This is a genomic window from Marinobacterium lutimaris (assembly GCF_900108065.1).
In the GTDB taxonomy this organism is placed as follows: domain Bacteria; phylum Pseudomonadota; class Gammaproteobacteria; order Pseudomonadales; family Balneatricaceae; genus Marinobacterium_D; species Marinobacterium_D lutimaris.
Map to the genome: position 1 here is coordinate 1,754,842 of NZ_FNVQ01000001.1, position 17,230 is coordinate 1,772,071.

Annotated in this window: 17 protein-coding genes; 3 read left to right on the forward strand and 14 right to left on the reverse strand. The window is 57.7% G+C overall.

The genetic code is table 11. From position 1 onward, the window contains the following. Window positions 1-4: 4 nt before the first annotated feature. Together mnmH and selD are read right to left on the reverse strand one after the other, a co-directional pair. Window positions 5-1,114 (reverse strand): tRNA 2-selenouridine(34) synthase MnmH, encoded by a 1,110-nt coding sequence (mnmH, locus tag C4S72_RS08115; protein WP_235009075.1) that lies wholly within the window; start codon window positions 1,112-1,114, stop codon window positions 5-7. Then, entirely contained in the window at window positions 1,111-2,181 is a 1,071-nt protein-coding gene (gene selD, locus C4S72_RS08120; protein ID WP_104002512.1) for a selenide, water dikinase SelD, read from the reverse strand. The genes mnmH and selD overlap by 4 nt, the downstream gene beginning before the upstream one ends. A 247-nt stretch (window positions 2,182-2,428) precedes the next feature. Between selD and C4S72_RS08125 the strand changes: the two genes are divergently transcribed. After that, entirely contained in the window at window positions 2,429-3,022 is a 594-nt protein-coding gene (locus tag C4S72_RS08125) for an NADPH-dependent FMN reductase (RefSeq protein WP_104002513.1), read from the forward strand. On the opposite strand, the gene C4S72_RS08130 is transcribed toward C4S72_RS08125, so the two are convergent. From C4S72_RS08130 to C4S72_RS08185, 12 genes are all read right to left on the reverse strand, one after another. Further along, window positions 3,023-4,165, reverse strand: coding sequence for a tRNA-queuosine alpha-mannosyltransferase domain-containing protein (locus C4S72_RS08130; RefSeq protein WP_104002514.1), 1,143 nt, complete (start codon window positions 4,163-4,165; stop codon window positions 3,023-3,025). 41 nt (window positions 4,166-4,206) lie between these two features. Then, window positions 4,207-4,512, reverse strand: a complete 306-nt coding sequence (locus C4S72_RS08135; protein WP_200826697.1) for an MGMT family protein — start codon at window positions 4,510-4,512, stop codon at window positions 4,207-4,209. Window positions 4,513-4,531: 19 nt separating this feature from the next. Continuing rightward, on the reverse strand, window positions 4,532-5,959 hold the full coding sequence (locus C4S72_RS08140; protein WP_104002516.1) for a hypothetical protein: 1,428 nt from the start codon (window positions 5,957-5,959) through the stop codon (window positions 4,532-4,534). 209 nt (window positions 5,960-6,168) lie between these two features. Next, the gene (locus C4S72_RS08145) at window positions 6,169-7,095 is read right to left on the reverse strand and encodes a Dyp-type peroxidase (protein ID WP_104002517.1); all 927 of its coding nucleotides are present in this window, start codon (window positions 7,093-7,095) and stop codon (window positions 6,169-6,171) included. A 188-nt stretch (window positions 7,096-7,283) separates the two neighbouring features. Further along, the gene (locus C4S72_RS08150) at window positions 7,284-8,729 is read right to left on the reverse strand and encodes a Na+/H+ antiporter family protein (RefSeq protein WP_104002518.1); all 1,446 of its coding nucleotides are present in this window, start codon (window positions 8,727-8,729) and stop codon (window positions 7,284-7,286) included. A gap of 70 nt (window positions 8,730-8,799) precedes the next feature. Next, on the reverse strand, window positions 8,800-9,339 hold the full coding sequence (locus C4S72_RS08155) for a GNAT family N-acetyltransferase (RefSeq protein ID WP_104002519.1): 540 nt from the start codon (window positions 9,337-9,339) through the stop codon (window positions 8,800-8,802). A gap of 240 nt (window positions 9,340-9,579) precedes the next feature. Further along, window positions 9,580-10,422: a class III extradiol dioxygenase family protein gene (locus C4S72_RS08160; protein ID WP_104002520.1), complete on the reverse strand. Its 843-nt coding sequence runs from the start codon at window positions 10,420-10,422 to the stop codon at window positions 9,580-9,582. Next, a complete protein-coding gene (locus C4S72_RS08165) occupies window positions 10,415-10,780 on the reverse strand; it encodes a protocatechuate 3,4-dioxygenase (RefSeq protein ID WP_104002521.1) in 366 nt (121 codons plus the stop codon). The genes C4S72_RS08160 and C4S72_RS08165 overlap by 8 nt, the downstream gene beginning before the upstream one ends. Before the next feature lie 110 nt (window positions 10,781-10,890). After that, window positions 10,891-11,763, reverse strand: coding sequence for an amidohydrolase family protein (locus C4S72_RS08170; protein WP_200826698.1), 873 nt, complete (start codon window positions 11,761-11,763; stop codon window positions 10,891-10,893). Window positions 11,764-11,779: 16 nt separating this feature from the next. Next, on the reverse strand, window positions 11,780-12,844 hold the full coding sequence (locus C4S72_RS08175) for a 4-oxalomesaconate tautomerase (RefSeq protein ID WP_104002522.1): 1,065 nt from the start codon (window positions 12,842-12,844) through the stop codon (window positions 11,780-11,782). Then, complete coding sequence (locus C4S72_RS08180) at window positions 12,837-13,514, reverse strand: 4-carboxy-4-hydroxy-2-oxoadipate aldolase/oxaloacetate decarboxylase (RefSeq protein ID WP_104002523.1); 678 nt, start codon at window positions 13,512-13,514, stop codon at window positions 12,837-12,839. Before C4S72_RS08180 ends, C4S72_RS08175 begins: the two co-directional genes overlap by 8 nt. Window positions 13,515-13,540: 26 nt before the next feature. Continuing rightward, window positions 13,541-14,548, reverse strand: a complete 1,008-nt coding sequence (locus C4S72_RS08185; RefSeq protein WP_104002524.1) for an amidohydrolase family protein — start codon at window positions 14,546-14,548, stop codon at window positions 13,541-13,543. Between the two features lie 246 nt (window positions 14,549-14,794). Here C4S72_RS08185 and C4S72_RS08190 point away from each other — a divergent pair, with 246 nt between their 5' ends. Further along, window positions 14,795-16,018 (forward strand): LysR family transcriptional regulator, encoded by a 1,224-nt coding sequence (locus C4S72_RS08190; protein ID WP_104002525.1) that lies wholly within the window; start codon window positions 14,795-14,797, stop codon window positions 16,016-16,018. A gap of 254 nt (window positions 16,019-16,272) precedes the next feature. Further along, entirely contained in the window at window positions 16,273-17,223 is a 951-nt protein-coding gene (locus C4S72_RS08195) for a Gfo/Idh/MocA family oxidoreductase (RefSeq protein ID WP_104002526.1), read from the forward strand. Window positions 17,224-17,230: the final 7 nt, after the last annotated feature.

A 17,230-nucleotide genomic window follows, 5' to 3' on the forward strand; every position in this document is an offset into this window, starting at 1 on the left:
AAACTCAAGATTCCCTGGCAGCAAGGTATTCACGTACCTCTTTGCGGCTGCCCATAAATTCGATACGCCCCTTACGATTACGCAGCTGGTAGTCATACATAGGATCGTAGTAATCCACCAGCAGCGCCAGGATCCAGTCCCAGTGCATTTCGGGATCGCCCTGACGGTGCCTGACCAGCGCACGCTGCATCAGCTCAGCAGCCTCACTGTAACGTACGCCACCCAGACGTTTGCGCACCCGGTAGAGTGACTGGGTCAGATCTTCAGCAAAGGCTTCAAAACCCGCCTCTTCACCCAATACCCGCTGCCACTGCGCCAGTTTATCGAGGATGTAGTTATGAAAACTGTGCTCGACACGCTCTTCCAGTGACACTTCCATAACGATCAGCGGGCTGGTTTCCATGGCATGCTGCAAGATTGGCGGCAGTGCGCAGCGCCCTACCAGACGCCCCTCGTCTTCCAGCAGGATCGGTGCGCCGCCCTGCACTGCAGCGCTATGCCTGGTCTTGAGCAGAGCGATTGCCAGGGCGTTTTCGAAATTCAGCTGGGTCGGCTGACCGCCTGGCAGGCGTCCAAAGCTGGAACCGCGGTGATGGGCCAGCCCTTCCAGATCCACGCCAAAGGTGAAGGCGTTGACCATATCGGTCTTGTTGCAGCCGGTTTTACCCGCCAGCAGCAGTTTCGGCTGATGCTCACAGATCTGCTCGAACTCGCGCAGCAGGTACTGGCGCATCGCCTTGTAGCCGCCGCTGATGCGCGGGTAATCGGTGCCCGCTTCATGCATCCACTGCTGGCAGGTCTGGCTGCGCAGCCCGCCGCGCCAGCAGTAGAGATAGCCTTGGGGATTACGCTCGGCGAAATCGACCCAGGCGGATACACGCTCATCTTTAACCTCGCCACAGACCAGGCTATGGCCGAGTTCGATCGCCGCCTGCTGACCATGATGCTTGTAACAGGTGCCGACCTGGGCGCGCTCATCGTTGGTCATCAGCGGCAGACTGACGCTGGTCGGGAAGGCACCCTTCTCGAACTCTACCGGCGCACGGGTATCGATCAGCGGGATATCGTTGAGGAAGATCTCAAGGAACTCTCCGGTGTCCGGGCGATGGCTCACACGCATACCTCTTTATCGACAATCGCGCCTTCGACAAAGACGCGCTGGGCACCTGAGGCGGGCCGTAACTCGCCGATGCAGGTGTTATATACCCCCTGCTCCGCCAGCAGCGCTTCCAGCGCCTCGGTGTTGGCAGGATCGACGGCGATCAGCAGGCCACCGCTAGTCTGCGGATCACACAACAGATGCCGCGCAGCCTCAGCCATATCGGCAAGTTTATGGCCGTAGCTGTCCAGGTTACGTAGCGTGCCGCCCGGGATGCAGCCCTGGGCCAGGTAATCCAGCGCTTCGGGAATCACCGGCACCGCTTGCGCATCGATACGCGCATCAACACCGCTGCCCTCGCACACCTCAACCAGGTGGCCCATCAGACCAAAGCCGGTGACATCGGTGATAGCGTTGACGCCTTCCAGGCGGGAAACCTCGGCGCCGATACGGTTCATCTGACACATGATATCCCGCGCCAGGAAGGCGTGTTCATCGCGAAGCTTCTTCTGCTTCTGCGCTGTGGTCAGGATACCGATCCCCAGCGGCTTGGTGAGATAGAGCTTATCGCCGGGCTTGGCGGAGTCATTCTGCTTAAGATGCTCACGGGTGGTAAGTCCGGTGACCGCAAGACCGAAGATCGGCTCCGGCGCATCAATGCTGTGCCCGCCCGCCAGCGGGATTCCCGCATCGGCACAGGCCTGACGGCCACCGTCGACCACCTGCTGCGCCACTTCAGGTCCCAGCTTATCAATCGGCCAGCCAAGAATCGCAATCGCCATCAGCGGTCTGCCGCCCATGGCGTAGATATCGCTGATAGCATTGGTCGCCGCAATACGGCCGAAATCGAACGGATCGTCGACGATCGGCATAAAGAAGTCCGTCGTACTCAACACCACCTGACCATCCCCCAGATCGTAGGCCGCCGCGTCGTCCTTGCTGGAGTTGCCTACCAGCAGGTTGGGCGAATCCGGCAGCGATAGCTGAGACTCAAGAATACGGTCCAGAACCTTGGGAGAGATCTTGCAGCCGCAGCCAGCACCGTGGCTGTATTCAGTGAGGCGGACGGGTGTGTCAGACATGCTTGGACTCCGGGATAAATCGGGAGGTGAATAATACGAACTAGCGCCGCATTTGTCAGTGTAAACCCATGAGGTAAAGAGGTTAAACGTCGATAACTCTCAATCTAACTCTCAATCCGATCGCTTTAACTGTTACGTAAAGGCAGGGGTGTAAACAAAGAGTTCTGTTTCTGCGCAGAACCCGGCGCTGTTTATAGCGACTAAACTGAACCCGATTGTTCAACTCTACCCGCTGAAGGAGAACACCTTGGCTATCAAAATCGTCACCATCTGCGGCAGCGTACGCCCCGGCAACTACACCGCCAAAGCCCTGGCCGTTGCGCTGGATGAACTGAAGAAATATCCGGAGGTCGAGGTAAGCGCGATCCACCTCGAAGAGCTCGACCTGCCGTTGCCCGGCATGGAAGCGCGCAAACCGGAAGCGATCGAAGAGTTTCAGGCCACCGTCAAAGGCGCCACCGGTGTTATTCTCGCCTCACCCGAATACCACGGCGGCATCAGCAGCCCAATGAAGCTGGCCATCGACAACCTGGGCTTTCCCAGCGTTTTGGCCGACAAACCGGTCTCGATCCTCGGCGTCGCCGCCGGCGTGATCGGCGCGATCAAGTCCACCGAACAGCTGCGCGGCATCTGCTCCCACGTGGGCGCCCTGCCACTGCCGATGGTGGTATCGGTCGCCAAGGTACAGCAGGTGTTCGATGAGGACGGCAACTGCCTGGATGAGAACATGGAAAACCTGATCCGCAGCTCCGCCCGCAACCTGATCGAGTTTCTCAAGGATACGGTCTGTGCCAAGGTCAGCCTTGAAGAGATCCTGCGTGAGCAGGGAGAGGCGCACTGATCATTCAGCTCCCGTTGCAGTGAGCGCGCTGAACAGCTCTGCATAAAGAGGTTTAAGCGCGCTCCAACTGAACCCCGCTACAGACGGCGCCTCCAGTGCGCCGTTTTTCAGTGCCTCGGCCTGCCGCTCAATCAGGTCTGCCGCCAACCCTGCCTCTCGTTCTATATCGTCGCCACAGTCCGGATACAGGTATTCCTCACTGAACAGCTCCGGGTAGGCCTGGCGTGCCGGTAACGCCGGTATACAGCCCTGAGCCAGCGCCTCAAGCACCGACAGGCCCTGGAACTCATGGGTTGCTGTTGAGAGGAAGATATCGCCGCCACTGAGCCAGCTCAGATAAGCTTCACGGCTCTCGGCATAGCCGCACTGGTCAAGCCGGTGGCTGAACTCCCGGGCGATGGTATCGAACTCTTTTGGGCTGTTACGAAAACGCTCGCCGAGGATACAGAGACGGAAATCGGTACCCCTGGATTCCAGCGCACGCAAAATCGCTAGCAGCCGATCCGGCCCCTTATCGAACTCCCATCTCGCGGCCCAGACTATCCGGATCGGATCATCCTGCGCTGGGCATCCGCTCCTCTGTGGCCAGGTCTCGTTCTCTATGGCCCGTTTATCAAAGGCGCTGTCCGGCAAAGGTACAGGCACCACGCTGGAGCGAGCCTCGATCTGCTCGATCAGCCCCGGCGGTACCTGGTCCGGGAGTTTAGCAAGTAGTTTCCGAGCGCCTTCCAACAGGGTGTCGCGGTTGAACCGGGAGTTAAATACCAGCCGATCCCCACATAGAGCGTTATAGATATTCAGCAGTTGAGGTTCGACACTGCGGAATTCGCGCCCGGACTCGGGATAGGCGAACTGGTTCTCGTGGAAGTATACGAGTGTGGGTATCTGCCCCAACGATGGCACGAAGCCGCGCAGGCTGCTCAGGTCCACCATGGAGGTGGCCACCACCAGATCGTAGGGCTGGCTCAATACTTCTCGCTCTGAAAACGCCCAACTCAGGCTGTTACCGCGTATACGCCAGCTGAAATAGCGTGCCGGCAGCGCCAGCTCGGTCCATTGGTGTTCGGGGAAACAGGCCACAAGCCCCTTGCGCCAGGCGCGGTGGCTGGCGGCATCATAGGCGGATAAAACAAGAATACGCATTGATAAAGCTAAAGCCGTTGAGAGGGTTAAACACCCAAAGGTTAAACACCAAAGCTGACAAGGCTGACACGGGCGCCGATAAATTCCACCCCTTCAGCCTCAAGTGCTTCGCGCTGACGCTGGTAGGCGGGGCTATCTTTCGGGAAAGAGAGCTCGCCCCTGGCATTGAGCACCCGAAACCAGGGCAGCGTGCTGCCTGCGGGCAGGCGTTTGAGCACGGTGCCGACATAGCGCGCATGACGCGGCGCGCCCGCCAGCGCCGCCACCTGGCCGTAGGTGGCTACCTTCCCTTTCGGAATAGCGGCAACCACCTGCCAGATACGTTCATTAAGATTATCCTGCTCCATCAATTAACAAACCGCCTGCTCAGCCGCCATTACGAAAACTGCCGCCGTTAGCCAGGCAGGCCTGTTTTACGGCACTGGGCTCGGTCATGTTATGCACGTAGGTAGTCTGGCTGCCCACGGAGCTGGTCATCGAACAGCTCGGCGCATTGCGATCGCAGGATTCGATCACCCTGTTTCCACCCTGCTGGCACTGCTGCCGCATCTGCTGAAAACGGCTCGAGCTGTTGATGTTGTATTCGATACAGATGAAATTGCCCGGATCATAGCAGGCAAAGAAATTTCCGCTGCCGGAGCCACCGTCGCTGGAGCCTGAGGAGGCAGACGAGCGGCTAGCGGTTTGTGCCACAGGTTGAGCACTAGACTGGGCTGCGGATTGAGCAGCCTGTTGCTGACTTGCCTGGGGAGGCGGAGCAGTTCCCGTTTCCGCCGCATTGACCAGTTCCAGTGCGCGCACATAATGGGTCGCGCCCGTCCCCTGTTCGCTGATGTACTCGTAGAGTTTTCTCTGCGCTGCTTCGGATTGCCCGGTCTGCAGCAGCGCCTCGCCATAGAAAAACTTCAGCGAAGGATCGGACTGAACCGGCAAGGCCTCCAGTTTGGGAAAGATGTCCAGCGCCTTGGGGTAATCCTGCTGCTTCAGGTACTGCGACAGCTGCACCATGTATTTGTCGCGGCGCACGCTGGCAGGCAGCGCCTGCTCCATGGCGATCAGCTGCTGCCGGCGCGCTTCTTCCGCCTGTGCAGCGGCGACATTCTGTTCAAGCTGACGAATATGGGCTGCAAGCTCTGGAGACACAGCCTCCGCCGGAAGGTCCTTCACCAGCGCTTTGCAGAGCGCCAGTTGATTTTGGTTAAGGCACTCCTGCCTCTGTTGCTTGACTGACTCGGTCAGCGCTGTAATCAGCGGCATCGGCTGCTCAGTCTCGATCAGCTCGAACGTATCGAGGCGTCCGAGCGTCTCTTCCAGCGTCAGGCGCTTCACATCGATAACGGTGGTGTCGCCGCCAATGCTTTCATCATCGGAGAGGTCAAACGCTTTAAACTCGCCAATATCCGGCGTCATTATCTTTATAAACCGCTTCATAAAGAGATCGCGGTTCTCGTCCCAGTCTTCACCCATGCGCAACAGGTACACCTGGTTAGGTAGCAGTTCCAGCCGAACCCCCTTTTCAACCGGAATGCGGGCGATGGTTTTGCCGTCGAGCTCCAACCTGACCCGGGCAGCTCGACCATTAATCGCCACCGCTAAGCCCCCGGCGCGGGTCAGGTCGGGTACGAAATAGTAGGTAGAAACGAGATTCGGATTACTCGGTGCCAGTTTTTCAATCTGGGCCTGAGTCTGCGGCACCGACGGCGTAGACGCCATCTGCTGCGTCATATCCATATTGTTGGTCAGGCAGCCAGATAGCGCCGCGACAGAAAGTAAAACCACTCCCAGCTTTCGCATGAGCATCCCTGTATATATGAGCTGATATTAGGTCGCGCTCTCTACCGGGGGACTTCTCGCCCTGATGGCTCCCGACAGCAGTTAGTCGCAAATCACGATCATAAGTAGATTAAGGGCTCAGCGCAAAACCAGGGTGAACACGGCTTGAAAACGAAAATACGCCATCCGTTTGGTGATTCGGATGGCGTATTCAGCGGGAGTATGCGGCGTTATTTCAGGCTACGCAGCCAATCATTGGAGGGAACAAAGAACGCCGCACCAGAGACTGCGCGGGTGAACTCGAGAATACGGTCGGCACGGCCCTCTTCGTCACCCTGAACCATGCTTTTCAGCATCAGCTCAAAGTGCTCAGGCGTACGGCAGGTGCTGATAAATACCAGTCCCTTACGCGTTGAATCACCGTAAGGCATGCTGTGACGCAGGATCTCCATAGATTTGCCTTCGGCATCTTTTAGAGAGGTGCGTTTGGTATGGGCATGGGGTGACTTCTTGTCGCCGGGATACTCGACGTTCTCTTCCTTGGTACGGCCGTATGCATCCTCCTGCTCTTTAACTGGAATCTGGTTCCAGGCGTCCAGGTTATGCTCGTATACCTGCACGTGCAGATAGGTGCCGCCGGCAAACTCCGGGTCTTCGTCTCCGACCAGCGCCACCTCAAGACGATCATCGCCTTCGGGGTTTTCGGTGCCATCGACAAAGCCGGTCATATCACGCGCGTCCTTGTAACGGAAACCGTGGATCTCGCGCTCCAGCTTGGCAAGGCCGGCAAGCTTGTCGCCTATGCGGGAGGCCAGCTCAAGGCAGGCATCATAAGCTGCGGCACGCACGATAAACATAAGATCGACGGGGGTAGACGGAGCCACGCGCTGGCCGTTTTCCAACGCCGGGAACTGACGTAGCAGTTGTGGCCGCGCATGGGGGCTCACCTGATCCCAATAGGCAGAGCCGATACCCGCAACCAGGTGCAGCTCCTTGTCCGGCATCTCCGCGCGTACCTCTTCCAGCATTTGCGGCAGCTGGGCCAGCACCTGGCGGATCTTCTGCTCGTTACCCGGACTCTGGATAGCGTTGAAGCTCAGAAACAGAGCATCTCGACTGGCTTCAGCGATGACGCCCGTTTGATAATCCCGATTCATCTATGCCTTCCTTAAACAGATACTGTCGAACTGGTGATTGAGTCTCACCAGCCGTTTATCAAGTGCTAAGGAGTATAACAGCAAGAAAAGTACGGCGAACCCGAAAGGCCCGCCGAACACTGCTTAGATCAAACCAGGCTGGATCCAAGAGGGTTAGATCCCCGGAGGTTAGATCCAGAGATGCTAGATCAAAGGATGACTGCAGCGATCCAGCCAAAGATCAGCAGAGGCAGGTTGTAGTGCAGAAAAGTCGGCACCACGGTATCCCAGATATGGTTGTGCTGACCATCCACGTTGAGGCCAGCGGTCGGGCCCAGGGTGGAATCCGACGCGGGTGAACCCGCATCTCCCAGCGCACCGGCGGTCCCCACCAGCGCGACCACCGCCATCGGCGAGAAACCAAGCTGAATCGCCAGCGGCACAAAGATCACGGCAATAATCGGCACGGTGGAAAAGGAGGAACCGATGCCCATGGTGATCAGCAGACCAACAATCAACATCGCCAACGCGGCCAGCGCCCGGCTACCATCAACCAGAGCCGCTGCGGTCTTAACCAGCGAATTGATATCGCCACTATCACGCAAGACCTGGGCGAAACCGGCTGCAGCGATCATGATAAAGCCCACCATCGCCATCATCTTCATCCCTTCGACAAAGGCATCGTCGCCCTCCTCCCACTTCAGCACGCCAGAGAGGGAGAAGATCAGAAAACCGATCATGCCGCCAAAGACCATGGACTCGGTCAGCAGTTGCACGACAAATGCCGCCGCCAGCGCGATCACCGCTACGATCAACGTTTTCGCGGAATAGCCCGCGCCGGTGCTTTCGGTGCGCTCGATGCGGCTCAGATCATAGTCGCGCTTACCGCGATAGCTGATAAACACCGCCACCAGCAGCCCCAGGACCATACCGATGGCTGGGATCGCCATCGCAGACAACGGGCTGATGCCGTCGGTTTCCATGCCACTGCGCTGGATGCTGCTGAGCAGAATTTCATTCAGGTAGATCGAGCCAAAACCTACCGGCAGCAACATGTAGGGGGTCACCAGGCCGAAGGTCAGCACACAGGCGATCAGGCGGCGGTCCATCTGCAAACGCGCCATTACAAACAGCAGCGGCGGCACCAGCAGCGGAATGAAAGCGATATGGATAGGTACGATATTCTGTGAACAGATCGCCGCAATCAGCAACACCGCGGTCACGCCATAACGCACCAGCCCCAGGTGACACGGATCTTCATCCTTACCAACAGCCGCAGCAAGCTTATCCGCCAGCATATGCGGAATACCCGACTTGGAGATTGCCACCGCAAACGCCCCCAGCATGGCGTAACTCAACGCGATCTGAGCGCCGCCACCGATACCGGTGTTGAACGAGTCGATCGTCTCTTTGATGCTGTGGTCGCTGATAGAACCGGCAAGCAGAGCCGAGGTGATCAGGGAGATCACTACGTTAACCCGCATCAGGCTCAACGTGATCATCACCAGCACACTCACCAGCACAGCGTTGAGCCTCAGACTGTCTGGTATCAGCGTGGAGTAAACTAGGAAGGCGGCAATGGCCGTAAAAATAGCGACGACACTCCAGGAGACGCCAGAATTGGCGGCGTCGCCGGAAGGCAGTGGGTGATTCATGGGTAACCTCAACAATTCAGAGGGCGCGTATTCTATAGACAACGGCCGCCCACTTCACCCGCCCTGAGAGTTAACCTGGATAAGATCCCCGCTGATCGCGCCAGTCCGCCATCGTCATCCGATAGACGCGCACGGGACGTTCGTGAAATACAGCGCGGGTGTAGTGTTCGAGTCCGGCTTTCTCCGCCACTCTCACGGACGCGAGATGCTCGGGTTCGATGATAACCACCACCGACGCGACCTGTTTTTCACTGAACGCATAAGCCAGCACGCCTTCGGCTGCTTCGGTAGCGTAACCCTGATGCCAGTATCTTTGCGCCAGCCGATAGCCGAGGCTTATCTCCTCGATACCGGCCACCTCTTCAGGCCCTATGCCACAGAAGCCGATCAGATCACCCGAGTGCTTATCCACCAGCCCCCAGGGCCCCAGTCCGTTAGTTGCGTAGCACTGCAGACACCAATCGATAAACTGTCGAGTGGCCGCTTCATCACAGACACCGCGAACCGAATACTGCATCACTTCGGGGTCACCCAGCATCTCGGTAAGGACTGGACAATCGTGCTGCGTCAGCGGCCTGACGCTCAGTCTTGCTGTTGCAAATAGTTCCACCTAACCATCCTTATTAACTTTACCGAATAAATGTCCCTAATAAATATCCCTATTAAATAGTCCTGTTAAATATCCAGAAAACCACCAGCGCCAGACCCGTATTTGAGCTCTGGCAAGGATGATAGAGTATGCGCGATTCGAGTGCATACAGACCGAAAAAAAAGCGGCGCCCTTTCGGAACGCCGCTTTACTCTCCTTACACAACACTAAGCCGTATAGAGTGTTGTTTTTCGCTTGCTGTTAATCCTTGGGGATCAACAGCTGAACACCCACTGCGGTGTTCGAAATCGGCGATACGTAGTTACGCATGCGCTCTTCGACTTCGCCTTCGATACAGCCGCGCATCGCCAGCCACATGGCGATCTCGACCATCTGGGCGCCGCCCTTTTCGACCAGCTCGACGTTGCTGTACTGGCAGATCGCTTCCGGATCGGAGACGATCTTGTCCATGCACCAGTTATCGAACTCTGCATTCAGGATACCGGCACGCGGGCCATCCAGCTGATGTGACAGACCGCCGGTACCCAACAGCACAACCTTGGAGTCCTTATCCCAGCAGCGGATCGCATCACCTATCGCCTTGCCAAACGCCAGGCTGCGTGAAGGTTTCGGCATCGGGTGACGTTCGCAGTTGATGGAAATCGGGATGACCTTGATGCCCTTGTAGGTGAAGTTCGGCCACAACAGAGTGAGCGGCACGGTAGCACCGTGGTCAACCTTGATATCCTGGCAAACAGTCGGATCAAAATCGTTTTCGATCAGGTGGTTGACGATGTGCCAGCTCAGTTCGGTTTCACCGGTTACCGGCGGAATCGGCTTGATACCCCAGCCTTCATCGGCGTTTTCATATTCCGGCGCGCAACCAATCGCGAAGGTCGGCTTCTTGTCGAGGAACATCTCCAGACCGTGGTCGTTGTAAAACAGCACGGCAATATCCGGCTTTTCTTCTTCCAGCCACTCGCGAATAGGCGGGTAGATGGCGAACAGGTCGCGGTAATACGGCTCGTTTTCGAGCCCTTTATCCATGGCAACGCCGATGGCCGGGATGTGTGCAGTGGTGATACCACCGATAATTTTAGCCATTGTTCTTCCCCCTGCCCTGGCTGTCGAGATACGCCTGGAACTCTTCTGTTGTGCGACCGGACATCATTCCGCCGATCACCTGCATGTTCCAGCCGAAGATGCCTGCGAACTTGGCCAGGTAGTAGATGCTGCCACCGAGTTCGAGCATGCGGTTGATATCCTGGTCACGGACCGCCTGCTTCTGCTCTTCGCTCAACTTGTATTTTGTCATGTAGGCTTCCGGATCATCACGGAACGCCTGACGGTTCTCCTCATGGTTGAAGGAGTAACACATCTTGTTGAAGTAGAAGCCTTTGGTGGCCATTTCGCCATCGAAGTGCACGGTGCCTTCGATGTCCTTCATCTTATAGTTAGTCATTGTCGAACCCTCGTGTCGTCACGGGTGCATCGGCAAAACGCGCCGACAACCGAAAGCGATGTTGGGGTGCTTCGGTTGTCGGCGCGGTTACGCCCGGATGCGCGATGGCCTTAAGACCAGTAGAGCTTCATCGGGTTATCGATCAGCAGTTTCTGCTGCAGCTCTTCGGTAACGGCGATCTGCGGAATAACATCCACCAGTTTGCCGTCATCCGGTGTGTGGGATTTCATGTTCGGGTGCGGCCAGTCGGTACCCCAGAGGCAGCGGTCCGGGAACTGCTCGACCAGGGTCTTCATGAACGGCACCACGTCACTGTAATCCGGCGGAGTCTGAGTCAGACGCTCAGGGCAGGTGGTTTTCACCCATACCTTGTCGTTGCTCTTCATGAAGTCGACAAAACGCTGGAAGTCCGGGTGATCGACACCCTTGGTCACGTCTGGACGGCCCATGTGGTCAACCACGATAGTGGTGTCGAGCTCGTTCAGGAACGGGATCAGATCTTCCAGGTCCGGCGCTTCGAAGTAGACAACGATGTGCCAGCCCAGCGGCTTGATCTTCTCGGCGATCGACAGGAACACCTCTTTCGGGGTGGTGTCGACCAGGCGCTTGACGAAGTTGAAACGCACGGCGCGAACGCCGGCCTTATCCATCGCTTCCAGCTCTTCCACGGTGATCGCCGGATCAACCACGGCCACGCCGCGCGCCAGTTCACCGGCGGTTTCCAGGGCATCAACCAGCGCCGCGTTATCGGTGCCGTGGCAGGAAGCCTGCACGATCACATTGCGGGAGAAGCCCAGGTAGTCACGCAGGCCGAACAGCTGCTCTTTGGATGCGTCACAGGGGGTGTACTTACGCTTCGGGTGGTACGGAAACTTGTCCGCCGGGCCGAAGACGTGGCAGTGAGCATCAACCGCACCGGCAGGCGCCTTGAACTCAGGCTTGCTCGGATTGGCGTGGAACGGGAGGTAATCAGGATCCATCATCTTGCAGCACCTGCTATCAATTCTGTTGTGTAAAGACTTCGCCATCGAACAGCTTGCGCGCTGTTCTCAGGATAGCCGCTTGCGCGACCTCCCCGGCGTCGTCCATATCGAGTATCACGGTCATTTCGCCGATCGGGTGTTCCACGGACAACGTCTTGCGGTGGCCTTCGGGAATCACGGCGATATCCGCTGCCGGGGCACCTTTGAGCACGGCGGCCGTCGCCACGCTGACCGCGCCGAGCACACCGATAGAGGCATGGCAGCGATGCGGAATAAAGGTACGGGTAGACAGGGCGCCGCCCTCGGTTGCCTTGCTGACCATGGTCATCTTCGGCACCGACTTCTCTTTGACGTCACCCAGGTTCATCAGCGGACCCGCCTGCAGACGAATCGACTCAAGTTTGGCACGCAGCTCTTCGTTCGCTTCCAGCGCTTCACGGCTTTCAGTGCCAGTAATACCCATATCTTCGGCGCGCATCACGACTACCGGCATGCCGTTGTCGATCATCGTCACCTCAACGCCGTCGATCACATCGACCGCATTACCGGTGGGCAGCAGCGCTCCGCAGCTTGAGCCTGCGGTATCTTCGAAGGTGATAGGCACCGGCGCCGATGAGCCAGGTACGCCATCAATTTTGGCGTCGCCTTCGTAGCTCACCTTGCCGCCGGGCGTGCTGACTCGCGCGGTGGCAATCTGGCCGGTGTTTTCCATGAAGATGCGCACTTCGGTCTCACCATCCTGAGCCTCAACCAACCCACGCTCGATAGCGAAGGGGCCGACACCGGCGAGGATGTTGCCGCAGTTCTGCGCATCGGTAACGATCGGCTGATCGACGAACACCTGCAGGAACAGGTAGCTCACATCGGCGTCGTCACGCTCGGAGGGTTTGACTACCGCGACCTTGGAGGTCAGCGGATCGGCACCGCCGAGGCCATCGATCTGGCGCGGGTCGGGCGAACCCATGACCCGCAGCAGGAAGGCGTCGCGCTCGGCCGTATCGGTCGGCATGTCGGATGCCAGGAAGTACCCCCCTTTAGAGGTACCGCCACGCATCCACATGCAGCGTACGCCATCAGACATACTTCAGGCCCTTCTCTTTCAGGCGCGGGCGCATGTCGTAGATATCCAGGCCCAGTTCGCCGTTGGCCAGACGCACGCGCTTGGCTTCTTCGAGTTCCATGCGCTTGCGTGCTTTTTCGAGCACTTCAGCTGCGTGTTCGCGGCGTACGACAACAACACCATCATCGTCAGCGACAACAACGTCACCGGCGTTGACCAGCTCGTCGGCGCAGACCAGCGGTACGTTCACGGAACCCACGGTTTCCTTGATGGTACCTTCAGCGAAGACCGCCTTGGACCATACCGGGAAGTTCATCTGGCGCAGGTCCTTGGTGTCACGCACGCCGCCATCGATCACCAGGCCGACAACGCCACGTGCCTGGGCGGAGGTCGCCAGCAGGTCACCAAAGAAACCGTGCACTGACGGAGAGGTCGGTGCGAATACCAGCATGTCCCCTTTCTGGCACTGCTCGATCGCCACGTGCATCATCCAGTTGTCGCCGGCAGCGCCGGAGATGGTGATGGCAGAACCGGCAACCGCCACGTCCTGCTGGATCGGACGCATGTAGTGCGCCAGCAGACCAACACGGCCCTGGGCTTCATGGATGGTGGCAACGCCACACTCGGCCAGGCCATCGATCACTGCCTGATCCGCACGTTCAATCTTCTGAACTACAACTGTCTCTTTCATGGGAACTCCTAGATTCGATACCGGGATCAGACTTTCAGACGGCTGAAGACACGACGAGTGTTGTGCTCGAAGATGTCCGCCTTCTGCTCAGCGCTCAGGACGGTGTTGCCATCGATGTAGCGCTTGGTGTCATCAAAGTAGTGACCGGTTTCCGGATCGATACCGCGTACAGCGCCGATCATTTCGGAGGCGAACAGGATGTTCTTGGTCGGGATGATATCGAGCAGCAGATCGATACCGCGCTGGTGGTAAACACAGGTGTCGAAGTAAACATTATTCAGTACGCGCTCAGCCAGATCGAAGCCCTGATCCTGAGCCAGACCACGGAAACGACCCCAGTGGTAAGGAACAGCGCCACCGCCGTGCGGGATGATGATCTTCAGTTCCGGGAAGTCCTTGAATACGTCGGACATCATCAGCTGCTGGAAGCCGGTGGTATCAGCACCCAGGTAGTGAGAACCGGTGGTGTGGAAGCAGTCATTGCAGGAAGCGCTGACGTGAACCATAGCCGGGATATCGTACTCGACCATTTTTTCGTAGATCGGGTAGAAGGAACGATCAGCCAGGGAAGAACCGTTCCAGTGACCGCCACTCGGGTCCGGGTTCAGGTTGATGCCGATGAAGCCCATCTGCTCGACGGTACGGATGATTTCCGGAACAGATTTGGCCGGATCAACGCCCGGAGACTGCGGCAACTGAGCTACAGGTACGAAGTTGTTCGGGAACAGGTCGCAAACGCGACGGATCAGGTCATTCTGGTGCTCGGTCCAGAACTGGCTGGTGTGCTCGTTACCGACGTGGTGGCCCATCCAGCTGGCACGGGGAGAGAAGATAGTCAGATCGGTACCGCGCTCCTGCTGCAGCTTGAGCTGGTTGTTCACGATCGATTCGCGGATCTCGTCATCGCTGATAACGATGCTTCCCTTCTCGCCGACGAAAGAGGGGTCTTTGGCAACCGCTTCCTTCTGTTTCTCGCGATACTCACCCACCTGTGGCGGTGTTGTTGTGTAGTGGCCATGGCAGTCGATTATCATGTCAAAACTCTCTTGTTCTGCTCACGCGCAAATCACGCGGAAAGTTTGTTTTCGCAGTTATCGACGCCAACCCACCCTGCTAAAAACCGCTCTAGAGCAGCTGTCAGAGCGACAAAACGCCCGGCGCCGACATTACACATGCGACCAGTATTGATGCCCGAGATACAAACTGGCTATTTCATTTTGGCCGAATAGCTATTAGATTTTGATATAGCACTAACAAAAACAGGTATTCTGGAAGCTGTTATGGACCTGACTATCCCCAACCTCAGACACCTTCGCGTGTTTCTCGAAGTCGCCGCCTGCAAGAGCATCAGCCAGGCAGCACCGAGGGTCTTTCTATCTCAGCCCGCAATCACCCAGGCTATCGCCAAACTGGAACAGCTGCTGCAGGCAGAGCTGTTCGAGCGCCACTCCGACGGCATGTACCCCACCGCCGCCGGCAGCGTCTGGCATAACCGTATCCGTCGCTGTCTCGACTATATCGAACAGGGCGCCATGGAAGCGCTGAAGAACCGTTCCAGCCGCAGCCATAGCGCTCAGACCAGCCTGCTGCCGATGCTGACGACCACCCAGCTAAAAGCGCTGGTTGCCGTCAGCGAGGCTGAGAACTTCAGTATAGCCAGTCGCAATCTGGGCGTGTCCCAATCATCGCTGCACCGCGCCGCCCGCGAGCTGGAGCAGCTGCTTGAGGTGCCGCTATTCGAGAAAACCAGCACCGGCATCAACACCACCAAGGCGGCCAAGGCGCTGGCAAGGGCCACCAAACTGGGGTTCTCGGAGATCAATCAGGGCTACTACGAGATCAGCGCCCTGCAGTCGCGAGAGGTCGGCAAGATCGTGCTCGGCAGTATGCCGCTGGCACGTACCTCCATCCTGCCAACGGTGATAACCGACTTCGCCAAGGAGCACCCGCACGTCGGCATCAATATAGTCGATGCCCCCTATACCGACCTGCTCAACCACCTGCGTCATGGCGACCTGGACTTCCTGATCGGAGCCCTGCGTTTTCCGCCGCCCACCGACGACATTATCCAGGAGGAACTGATCGCTCCACCGCTGGCGGTAGTGGGCCGACGTGGCCATCCACTGGAGTATGCGCGCACGCTGGACCTGGAAACCCTGGCCACCTATCCCTGGGTTGTTCCCCGCGCCGGCGCACCCACTCGCGTTTTCTTTGATACGTTGTTTACCGACCACGGAATTCCGACGCCCAAGGGTTTGGTGGAGACCAGTTCGCAAATACTTATCCGCGAACTGCTGCTTGGCAGCGATCGACTGACCCTCATCTCCAGCCATCAGATCGAACATGAACGCGCCCTCGGACTGCTCCGCGTGATCCCCTTTGCGCTGAGCCATACGCGCCGCCCCATCGGCATTACCATGCGCCGTAACTGGCAGGCCACCCCCACCCAGAAAGCCTTCCTCGACATGTTGCGCAATGCTGCACAGCAATATGACGACCTATAAGGGTTGCGCATCCCAAATTGCTTTTTTTGAATACCATTTATACTTATTCAATTATCCAATATCCCTGCGACGGTGCTACATTGAATTCACCAAAGCGAATAGGTCTGTACTCTGGGCTAAGCTATTAACGCAGAAAAATCAGCCAGATTATCAGGCTGAAGCCCGTAAGACCTTGAATTGCAGGGTGTCTGGAGAAAGCAACTCCGCCATCCCCTATAAGTATTAGAGAATGAACCCGCTTAGGAGATAATCAGATGAGACTTTGTGTCGCAGGCGCTTCCGGCGCGTTCGGTATGAAACACATGGATGCCATCGCCGCTATCGAAGGCGCTGAAGTGACTTCAGTTGTTGGCACCAAAGAAGACGTGATCCGTGCATTCGCTGAAGAGCGCGGCGTTGGCCACTACTGCACAGACCTGGCTGAAGCCCTGGCCCGCGACGACGTCGACGGCGTTATCCTGGCGACTCCGACCCAGATGCACGCCTCCCAGGCGATCCAGTGCCTGGAAGCCGGCAAGCACGTCATGGTTGAGATCCCGATGGCGGACAACATCGAAGACGCTCGCAAGCTGGTTGAAGTGCAGCAGCGCACCGGTCTGGTTGCGATGGCTGGCCACACCCGCCGCTTCAACCCGAGCCACCAGTGGATCCACAACAAGATCATGGCTGGCGAGCTGAAAGTTCAGCAGATGGACGTTCAGACCTACTTCTTCCGCCGTACCAACACCAACGCCAAGGGTCAGGCCCGCTCCTGGACCGACCACCTGCTGTGGCACCACGCTTGCCACACCGTTGACCTGTTCCAGTACCAGACCGGTGAAACCGCTGAGAAAGTCCAGGCTCTGGAAGGCCCGCATCACCCGGACCTGGGTATCGCCATGGATATGAGCATCGGCATGAAAGTACCGGGCGGCGCGATCTGCACCCTGTCCCTGTCCTTCAACAACGATGGTCCTTTCGGCACCTTCTTCCGTTACATCTGTGACAAGGGCACCTACATCGCCCGTTACGATGACCTGGTAGACGGTAACGAAAACCCGGTTGATCTGACTGGCGTTGCAGTTTCCAACAACGGTATCGAGCTGCAGGACCGCGAATTTATCGCGGCGGTAACCGAAGGCCGTGAACCGAATTCCAGCGTAGCTCAGTGCCTGCCAGCAATGGAAACACTGAACCGCCTGGAACAGTGCCTGGCCGAAGGCTAAGCACGTT